General features: G+C 38.8%; 20 protein-coding genes. 16 read left to right on the plus strand and 4 right to left on the minus strand.

Going from position 1 to position 23,691, the window contains the following annotated elements; genetic code table 11:
* The first annotated feature begins 50 nt into the window (after positions 1-50).
* From ACESNQ_RS07140 to ACESNQ_RS07160, 5 genes are all read left to right on the plus strand, one after another.
* On the plus strand, positions 51-869 hold the full coding sequence (locus ACESNQ_RS07140) for an endonuclease/exonuclease/phosphatase family protein (protein WP_373075906.1): 819 nt from the start codon (positions 51-53) through the stop codon (positions 867-869).
* Positions 870-1,017: 148 nt separating this feature from the next.
* On the plus strand, positions 1,018-1,743 hold the full coding sequence (locus ACESNQ_RS07145; RefSeq protein WP_373075907.1) for a CppA N-terminal domain-containing protein: 726 nt from the start codon (positions 1,018-1,020) through the stop codon (positions 1,741-1,743).
* Positions 1,740-2,672 carry a serine hydrolase domain-containing protein gene (locus tag ACESNQ_RS07150; protein WP_373075908.1) on the plus strand — a complete coding sequence of 311 codons (933 nt, stop codon included), beginning with the start codon at positions 1,740-1,742 and terminating at the stop codon, positions 2,670-2,672. Before ACESNQ_RS07145 ends, ACESNQ_RS07150 begins: the two co-directional genes overlap by 4 nt.
* A gap of 9 nt (positions 2,673-2,681) precedes the next feature.
* Positions 2,682-3,593, plus strand: coding sequence for a DMT family transporter (locus ACESNQ_RS07155; RefSeq protein ID WP_373075909.1), 912 nt, complete (start codon positions 2,682-2,684; stop codon positions 3,591-3,593).
* A gap of 112 nt (positions 3,594-3,705) precedes the next feature.
* Positions 3,706-4,464 carry a CPBP family intramembrane glutamic endopeptidase gene (locus tag ACESNQ_RS07160; protein ID WP_368910319.1) on the plus strand — a complete coding sequence of 253 codons (759 nt, stop codon included), beginning with the start codon at positions 3,706-3,708 and terminating at the stop codon, positions 4,462-4,464.
* A gap of 43 nt (positions 4,465-4,507) precedes the next feature.
* Here the strand turns inward: ACESNQ_RS07160 and ACESNQ_RS07165 are convergent, their stop codons facing one another.
* Together ACESNQ_RS07165 and rsmG are read right to left on the minus strand one after the other, a co-directional pair.
* Positions 4,508-5,791 (minus strand): uracil-xanthine permease family protein, encoded by a 1,284-nt coding sequence (locus tag ACESNQ_RS07165; RefSeq protein ID WP_036753427.1) that lies wholly within the window; start codon positions 5,789-5,791, stop codon positions 4,508-4,510.
* A 262-nt stretch (positions 5,792-6,053) separates the two neighbouring features.
* Positions 6,054-6,767, minus strand: coding sequence for a 16S rRNA (guanine(527)-N(7))-methyltransferase RsmG (gene rsmG / locus ACESNQ_RS07170; protein WP_373075910.1), 714 nt, complete (start codon positions 6,765-6,767; stop codon positions 6,054-6,056).
* Positions 6,768-6,861: 94 nt separating this feature from the next.
* Between rsmG and ACESNQ_RS07175 the strand changes: the two genes are divergently transcribed.
* On the plus strand, positions 6,862-7,422 hold the full coding sequence (locus tag ACESNQ_RS07175) for a LemA family protein (protein ID WP_373075911.1): 561 nt from the start codon (positions 6,862-6,864) through the stop codon (positions 7,420-7,422).
* A gap of 1 nt (position 7,423) precedes the next feature.
* Complete coding sequence (htpX, locus tag ACESNQ_RS07180) at positions 7,424-8,323, plus strand: zinc metalloprotease HtpX (RefSeq protein ID WP_373075912.1); 900 nt, start codon at positions 7,424-7,426, stop codon at positions 8,321-8,323.
* Positions 8,324-8,365: 42 nt separating this feature from the next.
* On the opposite strand, the gene ACESNQ_RS07185 is transcribed toward htpX, so the two are convergent.
* Both ACESNQ_RS07185 and ACESNQ_RS07190 read right to left on the minus strand, forming a co-directional pair.
* Entirely contained in the window at positions 8,366-9,925 is a 1,560-nt protein-coding gene (locus ACESNQ_RS07185; protein WP_373075913.1) for an ATP-binding cassette domain-containing protein, read from the minus strand.
* Between the two features lie 243 nt (positions 9,926-10,168).
* Positions 10,169-10,498 (minus strand): helicase BlpT, encoded by a 330-nt coding sequence (locus tag ACESNQ_RS07190; RefSeq protein WP_373075914.1) that lies wholly within the window; start codon positions 10,496-10,498, stop codon positions 10,169-10,171.
* A gap of 321 nt (positions 10,499-10,819) precedes the next feature.
* On the opposite strand from ACESNQ_RS07190, the gene ACESNQ_RS07195 reads away from it, so the two are divergent.
* The 9 genes from ACESNQ_RS07195 to ACESNQ_RS07235 form a co-directional block, all read left to right on the plus strand.
* Positions 10,820-11,089 (plus strand): hypothetical protein, encoded by a 270-nt coding sequence (locus tag ACESNQ_RS07195; RefSeq protein ID WP_373075915.1) that lies wholly within the window; start codon positions 10,820-10,822, stop codon positions 11,087-11,089.
* Positions 11,090-11,209: 120 nt separating this feature from the next.
* A complete protein-coding gene (locus ACESNQ_RS07200; RefSeq protein ID WP_373075916.1) occupies positions 11,210-11,752 on the plus strand; it encodes a YceD family protein in 543 nt (180 codons plus the stop codon).
* A complete protein-coding gene (nth, locus tag ACESNQ_RS07205) occupies positions 11,753-12,382 on the plus strand; it encodes an endonuclease III (RefSeq protein ID WP_373075917.1) in 630 nt (209 codons plus the stop codon).
* Between the two features lie 209 nt (positions 12,383-12,591).
* The gene (gene pyrR / locus ACESNQ_RS07210) at positions 12,592-13,113 is read left to right on the plus strand and encodes a bifunctional pyr operon transcriptional regulator/uracil phosphoribosyltransferase PyrR (RefSeq protein WP_004252509.1); all 522 of its coding nucleotides are present in this window, start codon (positions 12,592-12,594) and stop codon (positions 13,111-13,113) included.
* Positions 13,114-13,131: 18 nt separating this feature from the next.
* The gene (locus ACESNQ_RS07215) at positions 13,132-14,055 is read left to right on the plus strand and encodes an aspartate carbamoyltransferase catalytic subunit (RefSeq protein ID WP_373075918.1); all 924 of its coding nucleotides are present in this window, start codon (positions 13,132-13,134) and stop codon (positions 14,053-14,055) included.
* A 49-nt stretch (positions 14,056-14,104) separates the two neighbouring features.
* Positions 14,105-15,184, plus strand: coding sequence for a carbamoyl phosphate synthase small subunit (locus ACESNQ_RS07220; protein WP_373075919.1), 1,080 nt, complete (start codon positions 14,105-14,107; stop codon positions 15,182-15,184).
* Positions 15,185-15,195: 11 nt separating this feature from the next.
* The gene (locus tag ACESNQ_RS07225) at positions 15,196-15,762 is read left to right on the plus strand and encodes a hypothetical protein (protein WP_373075920.1); all 567 of its coding nucleotides are present in this window, start codon (positions 15,196-15,198) and stop codon (positions 15,760-15,762) included.
* 217 nt (positions 15,763-15,979) lie between these two features.
* Complete coding sequence (carB, locus tag ACESNQ_RS07230) at positions 15,980-19,156, plus strand: carbamoyl-phosphate synthase large subunit (RefSeq protein WP_373075921.1); 3,177 nt, start codon at positions 15,980-15,982, stop codon at positions 19,154-19,156.
* 386 nt (positions 19,157-19,542) lie between these two features.
* Positions 19,543-23,691, plus strand: a 4,149-nt coding sequence (locus ACESNQ_RS07235; RefSeq protein WP_373075922.1) for a streptococcal pilin isopeptide linkage domain-containing protein, incomplete at its 3' end; no start/stop codon positions are given.

Raw genomic sequence — 23,691 nt, forward strand, 5'->3', positions numbered from 1 at the left:
ACTAAGGGGTTGGAAGCTGTTTTCCAACCTCTTGTTTATAGGAGAAAAACATGAAGTTTTTAACACTCAATACTCATAGTTGGATGGAAAAAAATCCTGAAGAAAAATTTCAGCTCTTGTTTCAAGATATACTTGAAAACAGTTATGATTTGATTTGTTTTCAAGAAATCAACCAAGAAATTACATCACCTCAAGTAGAGTCTGGACCACTTTACAATCCGTTACCTTCAGCAGAACCCATTCACCAAGACCACTATGTTCGTCTTTTAGTAGAGAAGTTGTCTGAAAAAGGACTGGACTATTATTGGACATGGGCTTATAATCATATCGGATATGACCGTTATCATGAGGGAGTTTCAATTCTATCTAAAACACCGATTGAGGCGCGTGAGATTTTGGTTTCAGATGTAGATGATCCAACTGATTATCACACTCGTCGAGTTGCACTAGTAGAAACAGTAGTAGAAGGTAAAGAGCTTGCAGTTGCGAGTGTGCATCTCTCTTGGTGGGATAAAGGATTCCAAGAGGAATGGGCAAGATTTGAAGCAGTTTTAAAAGAGTTGAATAAACCTCTATTACTAGCAGGAGATTTTAACAACCCTGCAGGTCAGGAAGGATATCAAGCTATCCTAACTAGTCCGCTAGGCTTACAGGATGCCTATGAAGTTGCAAAAGAGAGAAGTGGAAGCTACACTGTTCCTCCAGAAATCGATGGTTGGAAAGGGAATTCAGAACCTCTTCGAATTGATTACGTCTTTACGACAAAAGATCTTCAGGTAGAAAAGTTACAGGTAGTTTTTGATGGCCAAGCAAGTCCGCAGGTCAGTGATCACTATGGTCTTCAAGCAGAACTTTCTTGGAAGAATTGATATAACTAGTTTACTAAATACAATAGGCTCCCTTCTAATTTAGAAGGGAGTTTCATGTGCTAAAAAGGTTAATATAGTTAAAGTTTTTAGTTGAATAACTTGTAAAATGAAATAAAATCCTTTAAAATAAAAAGTGTTGGAGGAATTTATGAATGTAAATCAAATTGTGCGTATGATCCCGACGCTAAAGATAAATAATAGAAGATTAAATGAATTGTTTTATATCCAAACCTTGGGTATGAAACCCTTGCTTGAAGAGTCAGCTTTCTTATCGCTAGGAGACCAGTCAGGCATTGAAAAATTGGTTTTAGAAGAATCACCAAGTATGAGAAGCCGTAAGGTTGAAGGGATCAAAAAATTAGCTAGATTGATTGTAAAAGTAGCGAATCCATCCGAGGTTGAAGCACTACTAGGTAGAATGGAAAAACTTCCTCAACTCTATAAAGGAAACAAGGGATATGCTTTTGAAATCCTTTCACCAGAAGGGGATCTTGTCCTAATCCATTCAGAAGATGACATCAAAGATTTGAGAAAGTTTGATGAAACTGTTACTTTCACAAAAGATGAGGAACTGCAATATTTAACAGCATTTGATATTTCAGTAGAAATTAACTTGCCTGCTGAAACGACGAGCCTGCTTGGAAAAGAGGAAAACGAAACTAGCATAACTTTCAAGCAAGCCCAAGGTAGTGATTTGCTTGTTGAAAATAATGTAACTTGGGATTTGTCTATGTTGAAATTCCAAGTAAAAGAACTTGAATTGCCTAGTCTCCGTCAACGTTTTGAAACTGCAGGTTACTTTATTCCTAAGTCTGAGAAGTTTTTCCTAACCAAGGATGCCAACAATATCGAATTGTGGTTTGAAGAAGTATGAAACAAAAAATCATTCAAAAAATAGAGCAACAAATTGAGGCAGGGATTTATCCTGGTGCCTCTTTTGCATATTATCGGGATGGTGAATGGTCTGATTGCTACCTCGGAGAAGCAAATCCAGAAATTGGAGAGCAGACTTGTCAAGGTTTAGTCTATGATTTGGCAAGTGTGAGCAAAGTCGTCGGAGTTGGAACTGTCTTAACTTTTTTGTGGCATCAAGGGGAATTAGATTTAGAAAAGTCAGTGACAGAATTTTTACCTGACTCTGATTATCCAGATATCACCATTCGTCAACTCCTCACACATTCTACGGACTTGGACCCGTTTATTATCAATAGAGACCAGTTGAATACAGAAGAATTGAAAGAAGCCATGTTTCATTTGAATCGACGAGAGAAGAGAGCTTTTCTATACTCGGATGTGCACTTTCTCTTGCTAGGTTTTCTCCTAGAGAATTACTTTGAGAAAGACTTAGACCAGATTTTACAAGAGCAAATTTTCGATCCATGGAAGATGAAGGAAACTCAGTTTGGACCAGTTAGCAGTGCTGTTCCTACTGTTCGGGGACAGAAAGCAGGAGTAGTGCACGATCCAAAGGCACGTTTACTAGGCAGACATGCTGGGAGTGCAGGCTTGTTTTCAACCGTAAAAGATTTAGAAATCTTCCTAGAGCATTATTTACAGGATGATTTTGCTGCAGATTTGAGCCAGAATTTCTCAGATTTAGATGATAAAGAGCGTTCGCTAGCTTGGAACCTAGAAGGTGAGTGGCTAGACCATACAGGCTATACTGGTACCTTTATCATGTGGAATCGTAAGAAGCAGGAAGCTGCTATTTTCTTGTCTAATAGAACCTACGAAAAGGATGAGCGTAGCCAGTGGATACTAGACCGTAATCAGGTCATGGATCTAATTCGTGAAGCAGACTAGGGAGGAAGCATGTCAAAAGCTTTTAAAGGAACTCTTTTTACAGTCATTGCGGGTATTGCATGGGGCTTGTCTGGAACCAGTGGTCAGTACCTGATGGCTCATGGGATTTCAGCTCTAGTCCTAACCAATATCCGTTTGATTGTTGCAGGTTTGCTCTTAGTTCTCTTGTCCTATATAAAGTCTAAGGAACAATTTCTAGCTTTTTTAAAAGATAAATCAAGTCTGTTTTCTCTCTTCCTATTTTCTTTATTTGGCCTCTTTCTGAATCAATTGGCTTATTTATCGGCTATTCAGGAGACAAATGCAGGTACAGCGACGGTGCTTCAGTATGTCTGTCCAGTTGGAATTCTTGCTTACACAAGTATAAAGGATAAGGTAGCACCTACTATAGCCGAAATCCTTTCTATGATTTTAGCAATAGGTGGAACCTTTTTAATTGCGACTCATGGTCAGTTGGATCAGCTCTCTATGACACCAGCAGGTCTCTTTTGGGGCTTGTTCTCTGCTTTAACCTATGCTCTTTATATCATTTTACCCATTAAACTCATTCAAAAATGGGGGAGCATTCTGGTTATTGGTGTCGGTATGACCATTTCTGGGTTTGTAGCAGTGCCATTTACTGGTATTATCGGTGCTAGTCTACCTATGTCATTTGATATTTTCTTAGCATTTGCTGGAATTATTCTCATCGGGACTGTTTTTGCCTACACGGCCTTTCTTAAGGGGGCAAGTCTGGTTGGGCCAGTCAAATCTAGTCTCTTGGCCTCTATTGAACCAATATCTGCTGTATTCTTTGCTTTCATGATTATGGGAGATATCTTTTATCCTATAGATTTTCTTGGTATGGCAATGATTTTATTGGCTGTGACTATTATTTCTTTAAAGGATTTAATGCTAGAAAAGAAACACAAGTCCATTTAAGAACAGAACAACCTTATAAAGAGGTTGTTTTTTATGCTCTAGTATCAATTTAATTAATTTTAAGATTGAAAGTTTATAATGAAGTTACAAAAATAAGCTAAACGGAGGAAATATGAATTTTATACAAAGTATTCATCCAGCTAAACCTTTAAGATACTTAAAATGGTTCGACATCTTAATCATCACTGTTTTAATGTTTGGAGAGTTTATCATCCGTTCTACTCAACAATTTATGGATAGTCTATCACCTTCAACTCTTGCTAGTGTTGCGGAAACTACAACAAATGTAGCAAGTGATGGGGCAGCTTATTCTAGTAATTTTACTTTTCAATTGATGATGTTAGGGATTACTTTCCTTTATCTCTTGATTCGAAATTATGATTTTAAACAACTTCCTATACGCTTTTCCTGGTCTGTTTTCATCTGGGTTCCCCTTATCTTTGCTATTGTTGGTATTTTTGGTGATATTGTAACAACCCTTAGTGGTGAGTACAATTATTTTAATCCTCAGTTGATTCCTTTTATAGACCCAATGGAAATCATTAGAAAATTCATGGCCTTAACGCCAATGGCTATTGGCTATGCGCTTTTAAATGGTTTTTACGAAGAATTTTTCTTCTTGGGATTGCTGACTTCAGTAAAAGAAAAACATCAGTGGCTGGTTCTATTATACTCAGTAATCATACGGATTTCTTTCCATACCTACCAAGGATTACTCTGGGCCTTGGTTATTGGTCTTGTTTACGGACTATTCTATTATTTCTTGTACAAGTATGTAGTCAAGAATTTACTGCCATTCTTTCTCATGCACGCTCTTGCAGATATGTTTGGTTCAAGTCTCTTGTACCTCTTGATTACTTGGAGAACATAAGCAAAAAATCCACTCATTCGAGTGGATTTTTTTATGAATGCTTTTAGTCTTTATTTTCGTATGGCAAGATCAAGTTCAAAAGGATACCTGTCATTGCTGATAGGGCAGTACCTGAAAGGGTAACTGGACCAAGTTTAAGGATTGCTCCACCAAGTCCAAGCACGAGCATTGCACTTGCTATGATAAGATTACGCATTTGACCAAAGTCTACACGTTCCTTGATCAAAACTTTCAAACCGTTGCTGGCGATAACCCCATAAAGAAGGATTGACATACCACCAAGTACGGCGCTAGGGATTGTAGAAATCAAAGCAGTGAATTTACCAAGGAAGCTAAGGGCAATTGCGATAAAGGCTGCATTACGGATAACTGAGACAGAAGCGATACGAGTCATACCGATCACCCCTGTATTTTCACCGTAGGTAGTATTAGCAGGACCACCAAGGAAGGCAGATACAGATGTTGCGATACCGTCACCAAGAAGGGTACGGTGAAGACCTGGTTCTTTCAAAAATTGACGGCCACAGATTTGGCTCAAGACCGTGTGGTCTCCAATGTGTTCTGAGATTGTTACGATCGCGATTGGTAAGATTGCAATCGTCTCTGGACCGAAGTAAAGGTTGTATTCTTTGAAGGCACCACCTGTGCTAAATGGTAGGTAGAAGCCTGGAATTTCGAACCAGTTAGCTTGAAGAACAGGTGTGAAGTCTACTAGACCAAGAAAGACTGCAAAGATATATCCACCGATAATGGCAAACAAGAAAGGAATGATACGAAGGAATCCTTTTCCTTTTGTATTGATAAAGGCAGCGATGAGGAAGGTAACCACAGCTACAAGAGCATTTTTCCAGTTGCCATCAGCAACAAGACCAGCATTTGTTACAGCTGAACCTGCAAGACCAAGACCAATTACGATAATCATAGGTCCGATAACGATTGGTGGTAAAAGTTTATCAATCCATTTTGTACCAGCAAAGCGGATGCTAGTTGAAACAAGAACGTAGATTAAACCAGTTAAGATAACCCCTGTTTGAGCGGCAGAAACATCGCCACCCATTTCCTTCATAGCAAGAGACATTGCAGTGATGAAGGCAAAAGAAGAACCGAGATAGACCGGAACTTTAAAGCCAGTACATACCATGTAAATCAGTGTTCCGACACCTGATGCAAACAGGGCAACAGATACAGGCATTCCCAAAATCAGTGGCACCAAGATGGTAGCACCAAACATGGCAAACACGTGCTGGAAGCTGAGTAGAATTCCCTTACCAAAAGAAGGACGTTGGTCAACGTCGAGTAACAAATCAACAGTTGATTCTTGTTTCATAAATACCTCACTTTTTGGGCATCAAAAAAGAGCCCATTATTTTACAGCAATAGGCTCTCAGAGTAAGACATCTTTAAAACATGGTTATCCCAATATTTAAAGAATTTCATATATATCTGCGTCTTCGTCACCTCACGGGATGACATTAAAAACCTTTGCTTGTGATAGTATAGCAGAAAAAAATGATTTTGTAAATCATTTTTTCCCGAGCCAAGAAACAAAAAAGCGAGGTATAATCTTGTGAATATTTATTTAAAATATCCTAAAGTGGTCGTTTATTGGGCATACCGGCCTTACGTGGATATTTGTTTGGAGTTTCTTTTTTCTTTTCTACAATGGTGATGTAGCGAGGGTCTCCATTAGGAAGTGTGTAGCTGATATTATCTTCAACCTTACTAAAGAGAAGGTTGAGAGCATTTTTGGCTTCTGTCAATTCCTCAGGAGCATTACTGGCCTTAAGAGCTAAAAGTTTTCCACCAACTTTAAGGTAGGGAATGGTTAACTCTGAGAGAACTTGCATGCGAGCAACTGCACGAGCTGTCACAATGTCGAATTGGGCACGGAAGTTCTTGTCTTGGGCAAAGTCTTCGGCGCGTCCATGGTAGAAATGAACCCCTTCTAAATCAAGCTCCTCAGCCAGAAGCTGAAGGAAGTTAATGCGCTTGTTCAGAGAATCAATGATGGTCACATCTAGCTGAGGGTAGAGAATCTTCATAGGGAGACTTGGGAATCCTGCACCAGCGCCAATATCCATTAACTTAATTTCTTGGTTTTCTATCAACCCTTGTAGGATAGGAGCGATGGAATCATAAAAGTGTTTAAGGTAAACCTCTTCCTTTTCAGTAATGGCAGTCAGGTTGATTTTTTGGTTCCACTCGACTAAGAGTTCGAAATAGCGCTCAAATTGAAATTTTTGCTGATCAGTAAGATTAATATTCTGTTTGTCAAGTAATGAGTAAAAAGTTTCTGGTTTCATAGTAGTTTCCTTCTTTAATATCATCTTATTTTACCACAAAAAGATGGAAATTTGATATACTGGTACTAATCTAAAAGCAGAAAGGAATAAGATTATGACTTGGATTATTCTTGGAGTTTTGGCTCTGATTGTTATTTTTGTGATTGTTAGCTATAACGGTTTGGTGAAAAATCGTATGCAGACCAAGGAGGCTTGGAGCCAGATTGATGTTCAGTTGAAGCGTCGAAATGATCTCTTACCAAACTTAATTGAAACAGTAAAAGGTTATGCTAAATACGAAAGTTCTACTCTTGAAAAGGTGACTGAACTCCGTAGACAAGTAGCTGCAGCAACTACACCTGCAGAAGCCATGAAAGCTAGTGATGCACTTTCACGCCAAGTATCAGGAATTTTTGCTGTTGCAGAAAATTATCCAGACCTAAAAGCGAGTGGCAACTTTGCACAATTGCAAGAAGAGCTGACCAATACTGAAAATAAAATTTCTTACTCTCGCCAACTCTATAATAGTGTTGTTAGCAACTATAATGTTAAATTAGAAACCTTCCCAAGTAATTTGGTTGCTCTGATTTTTGGGTTTAAAGCTTCTGACTTTCTTCAAACACCTGAAGAAGAAAAATCGGTCCCTAAGGTTGATTTTAGTAGTCTAGGTGAGTAATATGCTGTATCAACAAATTGCAAGTAATAAGCGTAAAACAGTGGTTCTACTAACTGTTTTCTTCCTTCTATTGGCTTTATTAGGTTATGCAGTAGGCTATCTATTTATGAACTCCGGTTTTATGGGAATAATTTTAGCTATTCTTATCGGTCTCGTCTATGCAGTATCTATGATTTTCCAATCAACAGAGATTGTCATGAGCATGAATGGTGCGCGTGAAGTTGACAGGAATGAAGAACCAGTTCTCTATCATGTTGTTGAGGATATGGCTATGGTAGCCCAAATTCCTATGCCACGTGTTTATGTCATTGATGATGCTGGCTTAAATGCTTTTGCTACGGGTTCGAATCCTCAAAATGCTGCTGTAGCAGCAACTTCAGGACTTTTAGATATCATGAATCGTGAGGAGTTAGAAGCTGTAATCGGTCATGAAGTTAGTCACATACGTAATTACGATATTCGTATTTCAACCATTGCTGTTGCTCTGGCTAGTGCAATTACGCTATTATCAAGTATGGCTGGTCGTATGATGTGGTGGGGAGGTGCTGGTCGTAGTCGTAGAAGTAATGATCGAGATAGTGGGGGACTTGAAGTGATTCTGTTAGTTATTTCTCTTCTAGCCATTGTTCTGGCACCTCTTGCAGCAACTTTAGTACAATTAGCTATTTCTCGCCAACGAGAATTTTTGGCGGATGCTTCAAGCGTAGAACTAACTCGTAATCCTCAAGGAATGATCAATGCTTTACAAAAATTAGACAATAGTCAACCCATGAGTCATCATGTGGATGATGCTAGTAGTGCGCTTTATATCAATGATCCTCAAAAACCAGGTTTCTTGAAAAAACTATTTTATACGCATCCACCTATTTCAGAACGGATTGAGCGTTTGAAACATATGTAAAAAACATCCAGAGGTTTTCTCTGGATGTTTTATTTCCAAAAGTTAAAGATCTTGTAAATCAATTACTTCTAAACTATGCTCTGTCAGACTATAGATACTCGTACAGACTTCTTTTAAGAAACGTCGATCATGTGAAACAGTGACCAGACCACCAGAATAATTGGCAAAGAGTTTTCTGATTTCTGGTTGAGAAGTGGGAGAAAAATTTCGTGTGGGTTCATCCAGAAGGAGAAAGTTTGGTTTTCGCAGAACTAAATTCAAAAGAAGGAGTTTACCCTGTTGACCTCCAGATAAGGAGTGGATTTGGTGGTGCATCTCAGGATAGCTGAAATTAAGACTGGCTAAGTGAGATTGGATTTTCTGTATTTCCTCCTTGTGTCCAGTTTGGCTGAGAAATTCTACTGGGGATAGATCCAATTGCAGAGTTTCTTGGTAATCTTGTGGCATAAAACCAAGCGAAATCTCTCTTTTGCCACTTAGTAGTTGATGTAACTTTGCTAAAAGAGTGGATTTGCCAACGCCATTGGGACCTATAATGCCGATTTTTTCTTGACCTCGGATAGTTAATTGTAGCCCTTGAGACAGAATTCGTTGGCCAATGGATAAAGTCTCATTTTCTAGTCGAACTAAGACTTTTGAAGCCGCTAATGGCTCTATATCTGAAAAGAAAAGTTGGATTTGTTCCTCTTCAAGTGGCTTTTGGGTCATGGACTGAGCTGCTTTTTCGTAGCGTTTTTCTTGAGAAAGAACATTTTTCATCTTTTTAGCTAATAGGCGACCAGCAGTACTGTCTTTGGTAGCTCGAAGTGCAGTTTCTACATTTTGCTTAACTCGGCGATGTTTTTCCATGGTTTTGTCATAGACTCGTTGGTCATTGGCAGCTTGCTGGCTTTGTCTGGTAAAATTAGCCTTTCTCTGGTCACTATAGCTATCGTAGTCTAAATGCTCTACTAGCGTTTCCGCTTCTTTCCGGTGTTTGATCAGTCGCAAGTGGATAATGGTGTCTGCTGTTTGAGAGAGAAAGTCTTCATCATGAGAAATGAAAATAACGGTTTGCCTCATCTTTTGAATCTGATTTTTTAGCCAATCAACCATCTCTATATCCAGGTCATTTGAAGGTTCATCTAAAAATAAAATCTCAAAGGGTTTGGCAAATTCATGGATGAGCTGAATTTTCAAAGCTTCACCACCTGAGAGACTACCAATTTCTTGATTACTTGTAAAACGACTGCTGTCAAAATGTAATTCATCAGACAAGCGATAGAGAATGCTGTAGTCCAAATCTGTAGAGTCTAAAAAGAAGTAGTCATGTAGAGTTTTCTTTTTCAGGTCCTCAGGTAGTTTTTGAGGAATGTAAGCCAGTGATTGAGGGTCAGATTGGATTTCTCCCCTGATAGAGAAATCAGCTAATTTTTCTCCCATTAAAGTTCGAAGTAAGGTTGATTTTCCATTTCCTTCTTCGCCTATAATAGCGACCTTTTCTCCGTCTTGGATATTAATGTTTAAATCGGAAACAAGGTCTCTTAAATCTTTGTTTTGTGTAATGGTCAGATGATTGATTTTTATCATATTATTGCCCTTTCTAGAATGTTCATATTGCATAACAAAAAGCTCTACTTTACCTAGTAGAGCTAATCGTCTATGTCAAAAAAACTCTTTTAAAAGGGCTGAAAATTCAGCAGAAAAAAGAGCACACAAAAAGAGACAGAAACAAGATCTACTAAATAAAGGTTCTTTATTTGATAGACTTAGTTGTTCATGTCTCCCTTACCTCCGAGTATTGTTGCAATCATCATACTCTTTTTGAGAAAATTTGTCAAGATTAAGCCAGAAAATCCTCTATTTTTAAAACCCAAAAACAGGTCCATAGAGTGTCAACGTATGTTTAACGTGATCGTAGTGAAACTTGTCATAGTTTCTCCAAGCAGTGCGGGCTTGGTCATTTAATTTCAGTGAACCAAGTCCAATCAAAAGACTAGTCCGTTGGTAAAAACTTTCCAGTTCAATTAAGATGGCGTTGTCTAGTTTGTCAGCATTTTTAAGTGCTCTGAGAATTTCGTCTATATTTTGTTGTAAGCGTAGGTCATCTGGCAATCCCTGTTTACAACTTTGTATTGTTTGGTTTAATTCTGAAACGAGCTGATAGGCTTCTGTTAAAAGAGCTTTGTCTTCCATATGAGCGTCCTCCTTTGCTCATGTATTGATGCCTATAGTATAGCACAAAAAATAAATTTGTCATAATAAATATATAAAAAAATGATAATTCTCTAGATAGCAGAATTAAAGTCTAGAAATATTTTGAAGCAGAGGGAAAAAATTCTTAAAAATATTTGACATTTATCCGTTGACAGAGGATAATGAGTTGAAAAAATATTGTTATTTCTTATGATTCAACTAATTATTAGCGCCTTTTTATGGAGAAATTTTTGTTAGCCTTCTATATAGTAGTATATAATGATAGGATGTTTACGATTAAGTTTACGAAAGTGAGTAAAGATGATTAGGATATCAATTAGTTTGTTGCTAGACGCAATTGAAGATAATGTCGATTATGAAATCATTCAATCTATTGAACTTGAAACTGATATTAGAAAAATCACTAGACAATTTCAAGGAGAAAACGGGGAATTCTTAGTTAAAGAGGAAGTATTTGAAGAGTTACCTTTTGATATCAATACAAGGAATGAAATTATTAAACAAATAAAACAAAACAGTCAGAACGTGGATAGAGATGACTTTGATACATTGTTACAGTTATATTATTGAGAACCTAGGGCAATGTAATTACTTTTTGAGGTCGTAACACTATAAAGCTTTCGCGTTCTATGGTACAATATATCTATACTACATGGTATAATCAAGTGAGTAAATCTTTATGGAGGAAGTATGAAATTAAATATTCAAGAAGTTCGTAAGCAGCCTGAGGGTTTGTATTTCGAGCAAACTCTAGACTTGTCAGCTGACTTACGTGAGCGTAACCAAGAAATTTTAGACGTAAAAGATATTGTAGCAGTTGGGAAGGTTCAGTATGAAGACCGTATGTTTTTCCTAGATTACCAACTGTCTTATACCATCGTACTTGCTTCTAGTCGTAGTATGGAACCTGTTGAGTTAGCAGAGTCTTATCCAGTGACAGAAGTCTTCATGGAGGGAGCAACCAATCAACTAGACCAAGAAGTTCTAGATGATGACCTGGTCTTGCCTATCGAAAATGGTGAAATAGACCTGGCTGAAAGTGTTTCGGACAATATCTTGCTAAACATTCCAATCAAGGTCTTAACAGCAGAAGAAGAAGCTGGTCAGGGATTTGTTTCTGGAAATGACTGGCAAATCATGACTGAGGAAGAATATCAAGCTCAACAAGCAGTCAAAAAAGAAGAAAGTAGTCCTTTTGCAGGTTTACAAGGGCTATTTGATGGAGACGAATAAATGGTTTTATCCAAGAAACGTGCCCGTTATGTCATTGAGGAAATCATAGCTCTTTTTCCAGATGCAAAACCTAGTCTAGATTTTCGCAATCATTTTGAACTCTTAGTTGCAGTTATGTTGTCTGCTCAGACGACAGATGCGGCAGTAAACAAAGCGACTCCAGCTCTTTTTGAAGCCTTCCCTACACCACAAGCCATGGCGGACGCAAGTGAGAGTGACATTGCTAAACATATTTCTCGTTTAGGTCTGTATCGAAATAAGGCTAAATTCCTTAAAAAATGTGCGCAACAGTTATTAGAAGATTTTGATGGTCAAGTTCCTCAGACTAGAGAAGAATTAGAAAGTTTGGCGGGAGTTGGGCGTAAAACAGCTAATGTAGTCATGAGTGTGGGCTTTGGAATTCCAGCTTTTGCGGTTGATACCCATGTGGAGCGCATTTGCAAACACCATGATATTGTTAAAAAATCAGCAACTCCACTTGAAGTTGAAAAACGTGTCATGGATGTCTTACCACCAGAAAAGTGGTTGGCAGCGCATCAAGCCATGATTTACTTTGGTCGTGCTATCTGTCATCCGAAAAATCCAGAATGCGAACACTATCCACAATTGTATGATTTTAGTTCACTATAAGGTCAAACATTGAATGTTTTTACTTGCTTTGAACTGGGCTTTGTGATATAGTAAGAACAATAAAATATTCCTTTAAACCTGTCCCGTGAGGCAGGCAAGGAGCTCGATAAAGTAGAAGGGTAAGTCTATGCTGTTTCCAGTATGGCTCGCTTAATGATACATTCTCAAGTCTCCTTGTCTAAGGAGACTTTTCTTTTTGGAGGTTTGTCATGAAGACAAAAGAAGTTGTAGACGAATTAACCGTCAAGCGAGCAATTACGCGTATCACTTATGAAATTATCGAACGCAACAAAGATTTGAACAAAATCATTTTAGCGGGAATTAAAACACGTGGTGTCTTTATCGCCCACCGCATCCAAGAGCGCTTGGAACAATTGGAAAATATCTCTGTTCCCGTTGTAGAATTAGATACCAAACCTTACCGTGACGATGTCAAAAGTGGTGAAGATACATCCTTGATTTCTGTGGATGTGACAGACCGCGAAGTTATCTTGGTGGATGATGTTCTTTACACAGGACGTACAATTCGTGCCGCTATCGATAACATTGTCGGACATGGTCGCCCTGCCCGTGTGAGTCTTGCAGTACTAGTGGACCGTGGACACAGAGAATTGCCAATTCGTCCAGATTACGTTGGGAAAAATATTCCAACTAGTCGTTCTGAAGAAATCATCGTTGAGATGACAGAACTTGATGGCCAAGATAGAGTTTTGATTACTGAAGAAGCTTAAAATGCTAAAGGAGTAGCCATGTCAGAAAATCAACAAGCACTCAAACATGTGGTGTCCATGGAAGATCTCACTGTAGATCAGGTTATAAAATTGATTAAACGAGGGGTCGAGTTTAAAAATGGAGCCCAGTTGCCCTACGAAGACCATCCCATTGTTTCCAACCTTTTCTTTGAAAATTCGACAAGAACGCATAAATCCTTCGAAGTTGCTGAGATTAAACTGGGACTGGAACGACTTGACTTTGATGTGAATACAAGCTCGGTAAACAAGGGTGAGACACTCTATGATACAATCCTGACCTTGTCTGCGCTTGGTGTAGATATCTGTGTTATTCGGCACCCAGAGGTTGATTACTACAGGGAATTGATTGCGAGCCCAACCATTACGACATCGATTATCAATGGTGGTGATGGCTCAGGGCAACATCCTAGTCAGAGTCTGCTTGATTTGATGACAATTTACGAGGAATTTGGCCGTTTTGAAGGGCTCAAGGTTGCCATTGCTGGTGACTTGGACCATTCACGTGTTGCCAAGTCCAATATGCAGATTTTGAAACGTTTAGGTGCTGAACTTTACTTTGCAGGACCTGAGGAATGGAGAAGTCAAGAGTTTGCAGATTATGGTCAGTTTGTAACTATTGACGAGATTGTTGACCAGGTGGATGTTCTGATGTTGCTTCGAGTTCAACATGAACGCCACGAAAGTGGAGCAGTCTTCTCAAAAGAAGAGTATCATTCTCAACACGGCTTGAACCAAGAACGCTATAATCGCTTAAAAGAAGAAGCAATCATTATGCATCCGGCTCCTGTGAATCGGGATGTGGAAATTGCCGATCATCTTGTTGAAACACCAAAATCACGTATTGTCCAACAAATGACCAATGGAGTATTTGTTCGAATGGCAATCTTAGAATCCGTATTGGCAAGTAGAAAAGCCAAATAAGACACAAAACGTTAAAAGACGCCAGTGAGCGTCCACGAGAGGTGAAAATATGACAAAACGACTTCTAGTTTTAGAAGATGGCACAGTTTTTGAAGGTAAGGCCTTCGGTGCAGATATTGATGTAACAGGGGAAATAGTCTTTAACACTGGAATGACAGGATATCAAGAATCCATTACAGACCAATCTTATAATGGACAAATCTTGACTTTCACATATCCACTAGTAGGGAATTATGGAGTTAACCGTGACGACTACGAGTCTATCAGTCCTACTTGTAAAGGAGTTGTAGTTTTCGAAGAGGCTCGTAGAGCTAGCAACTGGCGTAACCAAATGACCTTGGATGAATTCCTGAAAGCTAAGAAGATTCCTGGAATTTCAGGCATTGATACTCGAGCTCTTACAAAGATTATTCGTAAACATGGTACCATGAGAGCGACTCTAACACACGCTGGCGATAGTATGGATCACATTGCAGATCAACTTCAAGCAACTGTATTACCGACTGATAATATCAGACAAGTTTCTACAAAGACTGCTTATCCAGCTCCAGGAGTTGGCTTGAGCGTTGTTTTAGTAGACTTCGGCCTTAAACACTCTATTTTACGAGAGCTATCTAAGCGTGATTGCAATGTGACTGTAGTTCCATACACAACTACGGCTGAGGAAATCTTGCATTTAAACCCTGACGGAGTTATGTTGTCAAATGGTCCTGGGAATCCAGAAGATGTACCAGAAGCTCTTGAGATGATCCGTGGTATTCTAGGGAAAATTCCAATCTTTGGTATCTGTATGGGTCACCAGCTCTTTGCCATGGCAAATGGTGCTAAGACCTATAAAATGAAGTTTGGTCACCGTGGCTTCAACCACGCAGTACGTGAAATTGCAACTGGGCGCGTGGACTTCACTAGTCAAAATCATGGTTACGCAGTTAGCCGTGAGGATTTACCAGAGCACTTAATCATCACCCACGAAGAAATCAATGACAAGTCAGTTGAAGGCGTACGTCACAGATATCTACCAGGTTTCTCTGTGCAATTCCACCCAGACGCAGCTCCTGGGCCACATGATGCAAGTTATCTATTTGATGAATTCATCGAGATGATGGAAGCTTTCAAAGGGAAGAAATGAGGGAGCGAGTAATGAGTAATTTATTTGTCAAATTTCAAAATATTTTCGAAGGGAAATCTGAGCAATTTAAAGGATACTCAAAATATAAAGGAAAAGTTGCTAATGAATTATTAAAAGATGAAGTAAGTAATGTTTTGAAGAAAAATTCTCTACCCTTAAAAGTTTCTGAGATTAATGCTTTTGTGATAGGTAGTAAATTTGAGTATGATTTGTTAATTGTAAACGATGATGCTAACCCTGATAATTTTGCTTATAAATATGAGGATGTTAAAGCTATAATAGAATGTAAAGTTAATGGTTTATATGATCCTGAAAAAAATACTGACAGTATAGCAAAAGCTATTAATGAGGTTAGAGGATTAAACAATGATGTTGCTTTTGGTTATGTTACATTCAGTGAGGTAGTACCAAAGAACAAGACTTCTGTTCATTATTGGGATTTGACGGAGAAGTTTTTAAATCAAAAAGTGACAGATTCTCATTTATTTGCCGTTACTTTAAGAACAGGTAACAAAGTCATTAATCCCACAACGCCCGAAGATTTTGAAAAGTTTATCCTTAAATTATGTAGCTTCTAAAATTTCTAACTAAGTTTATTTATAAAAAAATCGTCGGAGAATTTATTTAATGTCGCTCAGTGAGGCGACGAATAGAAAGGAGAAGGGTAGTTCGTATTTGCTTAACTGAATACGGGCTACGGACGGTGCTAAAAAGATAGTTATTCCTAGAACTAACAGTTCTTCGTCATAACTCCTATTTTAGCTTTGTCCGCTTGACGCCCTTAATATCTTATAAATGCCTAAACGTACTGATATTCAAAAAATTATGGTGATTGGTTCTGGTCCGATTATTATTGGTCAGGCTGCTGAGTTTGACTATGCTGGAACCCAGGCCTGCTTGTCTTTGAAAGAGGAAGGCTATGAGGTTGTTTTGGTTAACTCAAACCCTGCAACCATCATGACGGACAAGGAGATTGCGGACAAGGTCTACATCGAACCGATTACACTCGAGTTTGTGACGCGTATTCTCCGTAAGGAACGTCCAGATGCCTTGCTCCCAACTCTCGGTGGTCAGACAGGTCTCAATATGGCCATGGAATTATCTAAAAACGGTATCCTAGATGAGATCGGAGTAGAGCTTCTGGGTACTAAACTGTCTGCTATTGACCAAGCTGAGGACCGTGATCTCTTTAAACAATTGATGGAAGAGCTTGAGCAACCCATCCCTGAATCTGAAATTGTCAATACAGTAGAAGAAGCAGTTGCCTTTGCAGCGACAATTGGCTACCCAGTCATCGTTCGTCCAGCCTTTACCCTAGGTGGTACTGGTGGTGGTATGTGTGCCAACGAGGAAGAATTGCGAGAAATTGCTGAGAATGGTTTGAAGTTGTCACCTGTTACCCAGTGTTTGATTGAACGTTCTATTGCCGGTTTCAAGGAAATTGAGTATGAAGTTATGCGTGACTCAGCTGATAATGCCCTTGTTGTTTGTAACATGGAAAACTTTGACCCTGTCGGAATTCACACAGGGGACTCTATCGTATTTGCCCCTGCGCAAACCATGTCCGACTATGAAAACCAAATGCTTCGTGATGCTAGCTTAAGCATTATCCGCGCTCTCAAGATTGAAGGCGGATGTAACGTTCAGCTTGCGCTTGATCCACACAGCTTTAAGTACTATGTCATCGAAGTAAATCCTCGTGTATCTCGTTCTTCAGCTCTTGCCTCTAAGGCAACAGGTTACCCAATTGCTAAATTGGCTGCTAAGATTGCGGTAGGGTTGACCTTGGATGAAGTTATTAACCCAGTTACAGGTTCAACCTATGCTATGTTTGAACCAGCCCTTGACTATGTGGTGGCTAAGATTCCACGTTTCCCATTTGATAAGTTTGAAAAAGGGGAACGTCGTCTTGGTACCCAGATGAAGGCAACTGGAGAAGTTATGGCCATCGGTCGGAACATCGAGGAATCTCTCCTTAAAGCTTGTCGATCTCTAGAAATTGCTGTCCATCATAATGAAATGCCTGAGCTTGCAGATGTTTCAGATGACGCCTTGATTGAAAAAGTTGTCAAGGCTCAAGATGACCGTCTCTTCTACGTATCAGAAGCTATTCGTCGTGGTTATACACCAGAAGAAATTGCAGACTTGACTAAGATTGATATTTTCTACCTTGATAAACTCTTGCATATCTTTGAGATTGAACAAGAATTGGGCGCACATCCTCAGGATGTCGATGTCTTGAAAACAGCAAAACTCAATGGTTTTTCAGATCGTAAAATCGCAGAACTTTGGGGAACTACAGCTGATCAAGTTCGCCAACTTCGTTTAGAAAACAAGATTGTCCCAGTTTACAAGATGGTAGATACTTGTGCGGCAGAATTTGAATCAGAAACTCCGTACTTCTACTCAACATATGGATGGGAAAATGAGTCTATCAAGTCAGATAAGGAATCTGTACTTGTCCTAGGTTCTGGTCCAATCCGTATCGGTCAAGGGGTTGAGTTTGACTATGCGACAGTTCACTCTGTTAAGGCAATCCAAGCTGCTGGCTACGAGGCCATCATTATGAACTCAAACCCAGAGACAGTTTCAACAGACTTCTCTGTCTCAGACAAACTTTACTTTGAACCATTGACTTTCGAAGATGTGATGAATGTCATCGATTTGGAGCAACCAAAAGGCGTTATTGTTCAGTTCGGTGGTCAAACAGCTATCAACCTAGCTGAGCCATTAGCAAAAGCTGGTGTGACTATCCTTGGTACTCAAGTTGCTGACTTGGACCGTGCAGAAGACCGTGACCTCTTCGAACAAGCCCTCAAAGACTTGGATATTCCGCAACCTCCTGGACAAACAGCAACTAATGAAGAAGAAGCTGTGCTTGCAGCTCGCAAAATTGGTTTCCCAGTTCTCGTTCGTCCTTCTTATGTCTTGGGTGGACGCGCTATGGAAATCGTGGAAAATGAGGAAGACCTCCGTTCTTACATGCGTACTGCGGTTAAGGCAAGTCCAGACCATCCAGTTCTTGTCGACTCTTATATCGTTGGGCAAGAGTGCGAAGTTGATGCTATTTCAGACGGAGAAAATGTCCTCATCCCTGGTATCATGGAGCATATCGAACGCGCTGGTGTCCATTCAGGTGACTCCATGGCGGTTTATCCTCCTCAAACCTTGTCGCAAAAGGTTCAAGAAACCATTGCAGACTATACCAAACGCCTAGCAATCGGTCTTAACTGTCTCGGAATGATGAACATTCAGTTTGTCATCAAGGTTGAAAAAGTCTACGTTATTGAGGTCAATCCACGTGCCAGCCGTACTGTTCCATTCCTTTCAAAAGTAACCAATATCCCTATGGCACAGGTAGCGACTAAGTTGATTCTTGGTCAAAGTCTTGAAGAGCTTGGTTACCAAGATGGATTTTACCCAGAAAGTAGTCGCGTTCATATCAAGGCACCAGTATTCTCCTTTACCAAGCTAGCTAAGGTAGACAGCCTGCTTGGACCTGAAATGAAGTCAACAGGGGAAGTCATGGGTTCTGATACCACTCTTGAAAAAGCTCTCTACAAGGCCTTTGAAGCTTCTTATCTTCACTTACCAACCTTTGGTAATGTTGTCTTTACTATCGCAGATGATGCAAAAGAAGAAGCACTAGATTTGGCTTGTCGTTTCCAAAATATTGGCTACGGAATCCTTGCTACTGAAGGAACTGCAGAGTTCTTTGCAAGTCATGGATTGCAGGCTCAAGTCGTTGGAAAGATTGGTGATGATGAACACGATATTCCAAGCTACGTCCGCAAAGGAAAAATTCAAGCAATCATCAATACAGTTGGTACCAAACGGACAGCTGATGAAGATGGTGAGCAAATCAGACGTTCAGCAATTGAACATGGAGTTCCTCTCTTTACAGCTCTAGACACAGCAGATGCCATGTTAAAAGTATTAGAAAGCAGAAGTTTTGTTACAGAAGCCATCTAAATAAAAAAATGATTCTCGTAAGGGAATCTTTTTTTATTTTATGAAAATGATAATGTTTTCACAATCATTAAAATGTAATCAAAATGAAATGATAAGTAATAAAATTATAATAAATAATGATATAGTTAAATAAAAAACCATAAATAAGGGGAACTAAATCTCCATACATATAAATATATACAATGAATCTTCTTGTCTTATAAAAACCCTAAAAATCAACAAAGAAAACGTTTTCTTGAGCACATAATTCTTTGAACTATTTAAATTCTTATGATAAGATGAAGATGCTAGATAGGTTGGATAAAACGTGTATTTAATAATCAAAAATATTAAAATATCAAATTGTTTCTGACTAATAGTAAAAAATATAAAGGAGAACTTATCATATGATAAGAAAAGAACAACAACGCTTCTCTTTGCGGAAATATAAGGTAGGTGTTGCATCCGTATTTTTGGGAACAACCCTTAGCTTTATGTTGGCAAATGGTGGTGCGGTAAAAGCTTCTGAACTTCCTACGCAACCGATTTCTGAAGAAAAAACAGAGTTGGTGAAAAAGGATAGTAGTAGCGAGGATTCCTCTAAGAAGGAAGAGACTGTTGTAGAAAATGTTGCAACAACTGAACTTGCTGAGACAAACAAGGTTGAAGAAGGAAAAGCAGCTTCTGAGGCTAAAACAGAAGAAGCTAAATCTGAACTAGTGTCTTCAGAAAAAGCAGAAGAAGTAAAACCAGCTTCAACTGAGACTGAGGGTGCTAATAAGGAAACTGCTAAGCCAGTTGAAAAAGCTGAAGAAACTAAGCCAGCTGTTTCAGAAGGTGATAAACCTAAAGTTCGTAATCGTCGTGCTGCTACAGAAGAAGTTGTATCTGGAGACCATAACTCTAAACCAATTGCTGTAACTACTTACCTAAAGGATGGTGAAGTTGCTACACCTAATATGACAGATTCAAATGGTGCAAGTGTTCGTTCTCAAACGGTACCAGCTGGTTACTCAGCTAAAGAAGGAGATTGGTACACATACGCTATCTGGGATTTAACTAGATTCAATGAACGTTATGGTACAAAATACTATGCTCGTGCCTATAAGAGATTTGATGAATCTACAGATACAACTGTTGATTTAATCGATAAAACGACTGGTACTGTAGTTGAAACAAGAACAATTACTGCCTCTAGTGGTGTTCAAAAATTCACTACTACCACAGCTGCGTCTAATAGTCAATTAACCTTCCAAGTGGATTATAAAGCAGGTACTGCTGAAAAAGGTAAAACTACTCAACCATTTATTCAAAATGGTTATGAAGTTGGAAAGAGTATAACAGATTTAGTTGCTGCTGGACACAAACTTACGCCAGCAGAGCAAACACTTTATACTGCGGTTTATAATGCTCGTACTACAACAGATGTTATAAACGTTGTTGAACCAGCTTACAATGGCCGTACAATTACTGATTCAAACGCTAAAATACCAGAAACAATTAATAAAACAACTTACTATAAAGTAGTTGATAAAAATAACCCTACTTTCAACGCTAATAAAACGGATAAAACTGTTCAAGATTATAAAGAAAATGGTAATGAAGTAGATTTAGCTAGATATAATCTTAAAGCTGAAGAAGGACAAAGGTTCACAGCATCTGGTGAGCGTCAATTTGATGGATATAAATTGTATCAAACAGCTAATGCAAATGATCAATCAGGCTTTGTAAATCGTCCTTATACTATCGGTACTAAATTCATGGATGCGGACCGATACGGTATCAAACGTATCAAAGAAGTTGTTGGAGAAGACGGTTCAGTAGTTATTCGTGTTTACTTATTAGATCCAAGACAACAAAGCAAGCGTTCTGATGGTTCATTAAGTACTGATGGCTATATGTTGCTTGCAGAAACGAAACCTATTAAACCAGGTGAACATAATACACAAGAATTAGTTGTTAAGAAATCACCTCTTAACACTATTGCACATACAGTAACTGATCCAAGAACTGGAGCCAAAACAAACTATCCTAACGGTAGAGAAGTTACATTCGATTTCCAAAAAGCTTCAGGATATACGCCATATAAAACAGTATTCGTACCATTCTTAGGAGACGGGATTGGACACAGTTCAGCTAACGCACAATTAGAACGTGGAGTTGGTGGTATCGGTACAAACGTTGACTTGCTTAACACTTTGACACCGTATAAACAGCCTATTTACTACTATGTAAAACAAGAGCCAGCTGAAGTAATTCCTGAAGTTGAAAAACAACTGGAAGGACGTGCACTTGTTGATGGTGAATTTACTTTCAAATTAACAGAAGATAAGAGTAGTCCTGATAAGCTCGAAGAGACTGTTACCAACAAGGATGGAAAAGCTACATTCAGCAAACTTACCTTTAACAAAGCTGGTACTTATAAATACAAGATCACTGAACAAAAGGGTTTTGATACAGACGTTGACTACGATGCAATGACTGTTACCATGACAGTTACTGTAACTGAAAATTCTAAAGGTAACTTAGAAGCAACTGTTAAATACAGTGCTGAAGGTGGATTCAAATCAAGTGATGATGATAAGATCTTCAACAACTATGTGGTAGCACCAGTAAAAGTTAAGTTTGACTTCACGAAGAAATTAGCTGGACGTGAACTTAAAGACGGAGAATTCAACTTTGTTCTTAAAGATTCAAGAGGTCAAGAAGTTGAAACTGTAGCTAACAAAAAAGATGGTACAGTGACATTTACTGAATTGTCATTTGACAATACAAAAATTGGCACACATACCTATACTGTAGAAGAAGTTATTCCAGCAACGAAAGAAGTTGGTATGACTTACGATACAATGAAGGCAACTATTACAGTCAAGGTTGCTAAGAACGGTCATACACTTACTACAGTAACAAGCGTAGCATCAACTGGCGGTGTGGACGATAATGGAACATCAACTGATGGTAGTGAAGATAAAGTATTCAACAACAAGATTACTCCTCCAGAAACACCTGAATTCCAACCAGAAAAATTCGTACTTAACAAAGAAAAATTTGACATCATTGGTACAAAACTCGTTGACGACGATCATGAGTTGACAAATGAGTACACAGATACAAATGCTGATCCTTACGCAGATAAGACTGACAACAACGAAGCAGAAAATATTAATACTAAGACAGTTGAACGTGGGGATAAATTAGTTTATCAAGTATGGTTAGATACTAGAAACTTCTCAGAGAAGAATAATATCCAATCTGTTGGTATCTCTGATACTTATGACGCTGAAAAAGTAACAGTTAATGCTGCTGATATTAAGGCATACGATAGTGTAACTGGCCAAGATGTAACTGCTAAGTTTGACATTAAAGTTGAAAATGGCGTAATCACAGCAACTTCTAAAGCTTCTATGAACAAGTCTTTAGGTGATGCGGATAATACTCAAGTTATCGACACAACTAAATTTGAATTTGGTCGCTACTATAAATTTGATATCCCAGCCACTGTCAAAGCAGATGTTAAGGCAGGGGCTGATATTGAAAATAAGGCCAACCAAATCGTTCATGTCTACAACCCAGTAAGCAAATCTGTAGAAACACCTGAAAAACCAACTCAGAAACGTGTCAACTCTGTACCAGTTACAGTTGATCTCAAGTTCACTAAGAAGTTGGAAGGCCGTGCCCTAGCAGCTGGTGAATTTAGCTTTGTTCTTAAGAAAGACAATGTTGCAGTTGAAACTGTTAAGAATGATAAAGATGGTAAGATTACCTTTAAGACACTTAAGTTTGGTAAAGATGATCTTGGCAAGACCTACACTTATACTGTTTCAGAGATTGCAGGTACTGATACAACAGTAACTTACGACGATATGGTTGCAACAGTTACAGTGAAGGTAGCCCATGATGGTACTGCTAAGGCAATTGTAGCAACTGTTACTGACGCTCCAGATAAAGAGTTCAATAACACTGTGACTCCTCCGGAAGAACCTAAGTTCCAACCAGAGAAGTATGTATTGGATACAGCTAAGTTCTCAATTACTGATAACAAGCTTCTTGATGATGATTCTGAGTTGACAGACAAGTACGGAGATACCAATAAAGATCCATACGCAGATAAGACTGACAACAACGAAGCAGAAAACTTGAATACCAAGACTGTTAAGCGTGGAGCTAAGCTCTACTACCAAGTATGGCTTGATACTACTAAGTTCGACGCTAACAACAAGGATAATATCCAGTCAGTAAGTATTTCTGATGACTTCGATGAAACGAAGGTTGATGTAGACGCTTCAGCTATCAAGGCTTACGATTCAGTAACTGGTGACGATGTAACAAACAAATTCGACATCAAGGTTGAAAATGGTGTTATGACCGCAACTCTTAAAGCTGGCTTCACTAAGTCACTTGGAGACGCAGACAATACACAAATCATCGACACAATTAAATTCGCCTTTGGTCGCTACTATAAATTCGATATCCCAGCCACTGTTAAAACAGACGTTAAAGGTGGAGTAGACATCGAAAATACAGCAGCGCAAATTGTAAACTACTACAACCCATCT

Source organism: Streptococcus infantis (assembly GCF_964243025.1).
GTDB classification, from domain to species: domain Bacteria; phylum Bacillota; class Bacilli; order Lactobacillales; family Streptococcaceae; genus Streptococcus; species Streptococcus infantis_N.

Excerpts from the sequence above, each read along its gene's own strand:
- ACESNQ_RS07145 (WP_373075907.1), top strand. The coding sequence starts at position 1,018 with ATGAATGTAAATCAAATTGTGCGTATGATCCCGACGCTAAAGATAAAT.
- ACESNQ_RS07140 (WP_373075906.1), top strand. The coding sequence starts at position 51 with ATGAAGTTTTTAACACTCAATACTCATAGTTGGATGGAAAAAAATCCT.
- ACESNQ_RS07225 (WP_373075920.1), top strand. The coding sequence starts at position 15,196 with ATGAGTAATTTATTTGTCAAATTTCAAAATATTTTCGAAGGGAAATCT.
- htpX (WP_373075912.1), top strand. The coding sequence starts at position 7,424 with ATGCTGTATCAACAAATTGCAAGTAATAAGCGTAAAACAGTGGTTCTA.
- ACESNQ_RS07195 (WP_373075915.1), top strand. The coding sequence starts at position 10,820 with ATGATTAGGATATCAATTAGTTTGTTGCTAGACGCAATTGAAGATAAT.
- ACESNQ_RS07200 (WP_373075916.1), top strand. The coding sequence starts at position 11,210 with ATGAAATTAAATATTCAAGAAGTTCGTAAGCAGCCTGAGGGTTTGTAT.
- ACESNQ_RS07165 (WP_036753427.1), bottom strand. The coding sequence starts at position 5,791 with ATGAAACAAGAATCAACTGTTGATTTGTTACTCGACGTTGACCAACGT.
- ACESNQ_RS07220 (WP_373075919.1), top strand. The coding sequence starts at position 14,105 with ATGACAAAACGACTTCTAGTTTTAGAAGATGGCACAGTTTTTGAAGGT.
- ACESNQ_RS07160 (WP_368910319.1), top strand. The coding sequence starts at position 3,706 with ATGAATTTTATACAAAGTATTCATCCAGCTAAACCTTTAAGATACTTA.
- ACESNQ_RS07215 (WP_373075918.1), top strand. The coding sequence starts at position 13,132 with ATGTCAGAAAATCAACAAGCACTCAAACATGTGGTGTCCATGGAAGAT.
- ACESNQ_RS07155 (WP_373075909.1), top strand. The coding sequence starts at position 2,682 with ATGTCAAAAGCTTTTAAAGGAACTCTTTTTACAGTCATTGCGGGTATT.
- ACESNQ_RS07150 (WP_373075908.1), top strand. The coding sequence starts at position 1,740 with ATGAAACAAAAAATCATTCAAAAAATAGAGCAACAAATTGAGGCAGGG.
- pyrR (WP_004252509.1), top strand. The coding sequence starts at position 12,592 with ATGAAGACAAAAGAAGTTGTAGACGAATTAACCGTCAAGCGAGCAATT.
- ACESNQ_RS07185 (WP_373075913.1), bottom strand. The coding sequence starts at position 9,925 with ATGCAATATGAACATTCTAGAAAGGGCAATAATATGATAAAAATCAAT.
- rsmG (WP_373075910.1), bottom strand. The coding sequence starts at position 6,767 with ATGAAACCAGAAACTTTTTACTCATTACTTGACAAACAGAATATTAAT.
- ACESNQ_RS07190 (WP_373075914.1), bottom strand. The coding sequence starts at position 10,498 with ATGGAAGACAAAGCTCTTTTAACAGAAGCCTATCAGCTCGTTTCAGAA.
- ACESNQ_RS07175 (WP_373075911.1), top strand. The coding sequence starts at position 6,862 with ATGACTTGGATTATTCTTGGAGTTTTGGCTCTGATTGTTATTTTTGTG.
- nth (WP_373075917.1), top strand. The coding sequence starts at position 11,753 with ATGGTTTTATCCAAGAAACGTGCCCGTTATGTCATTGAGGAAATCATA.
- carB (WP_373075921.1), top strand. The coding sequence starts at position 15,980 with ATGCCTAAACGTACTGATATTCAAAAAATTATGGTGATTGGTTCTGGT.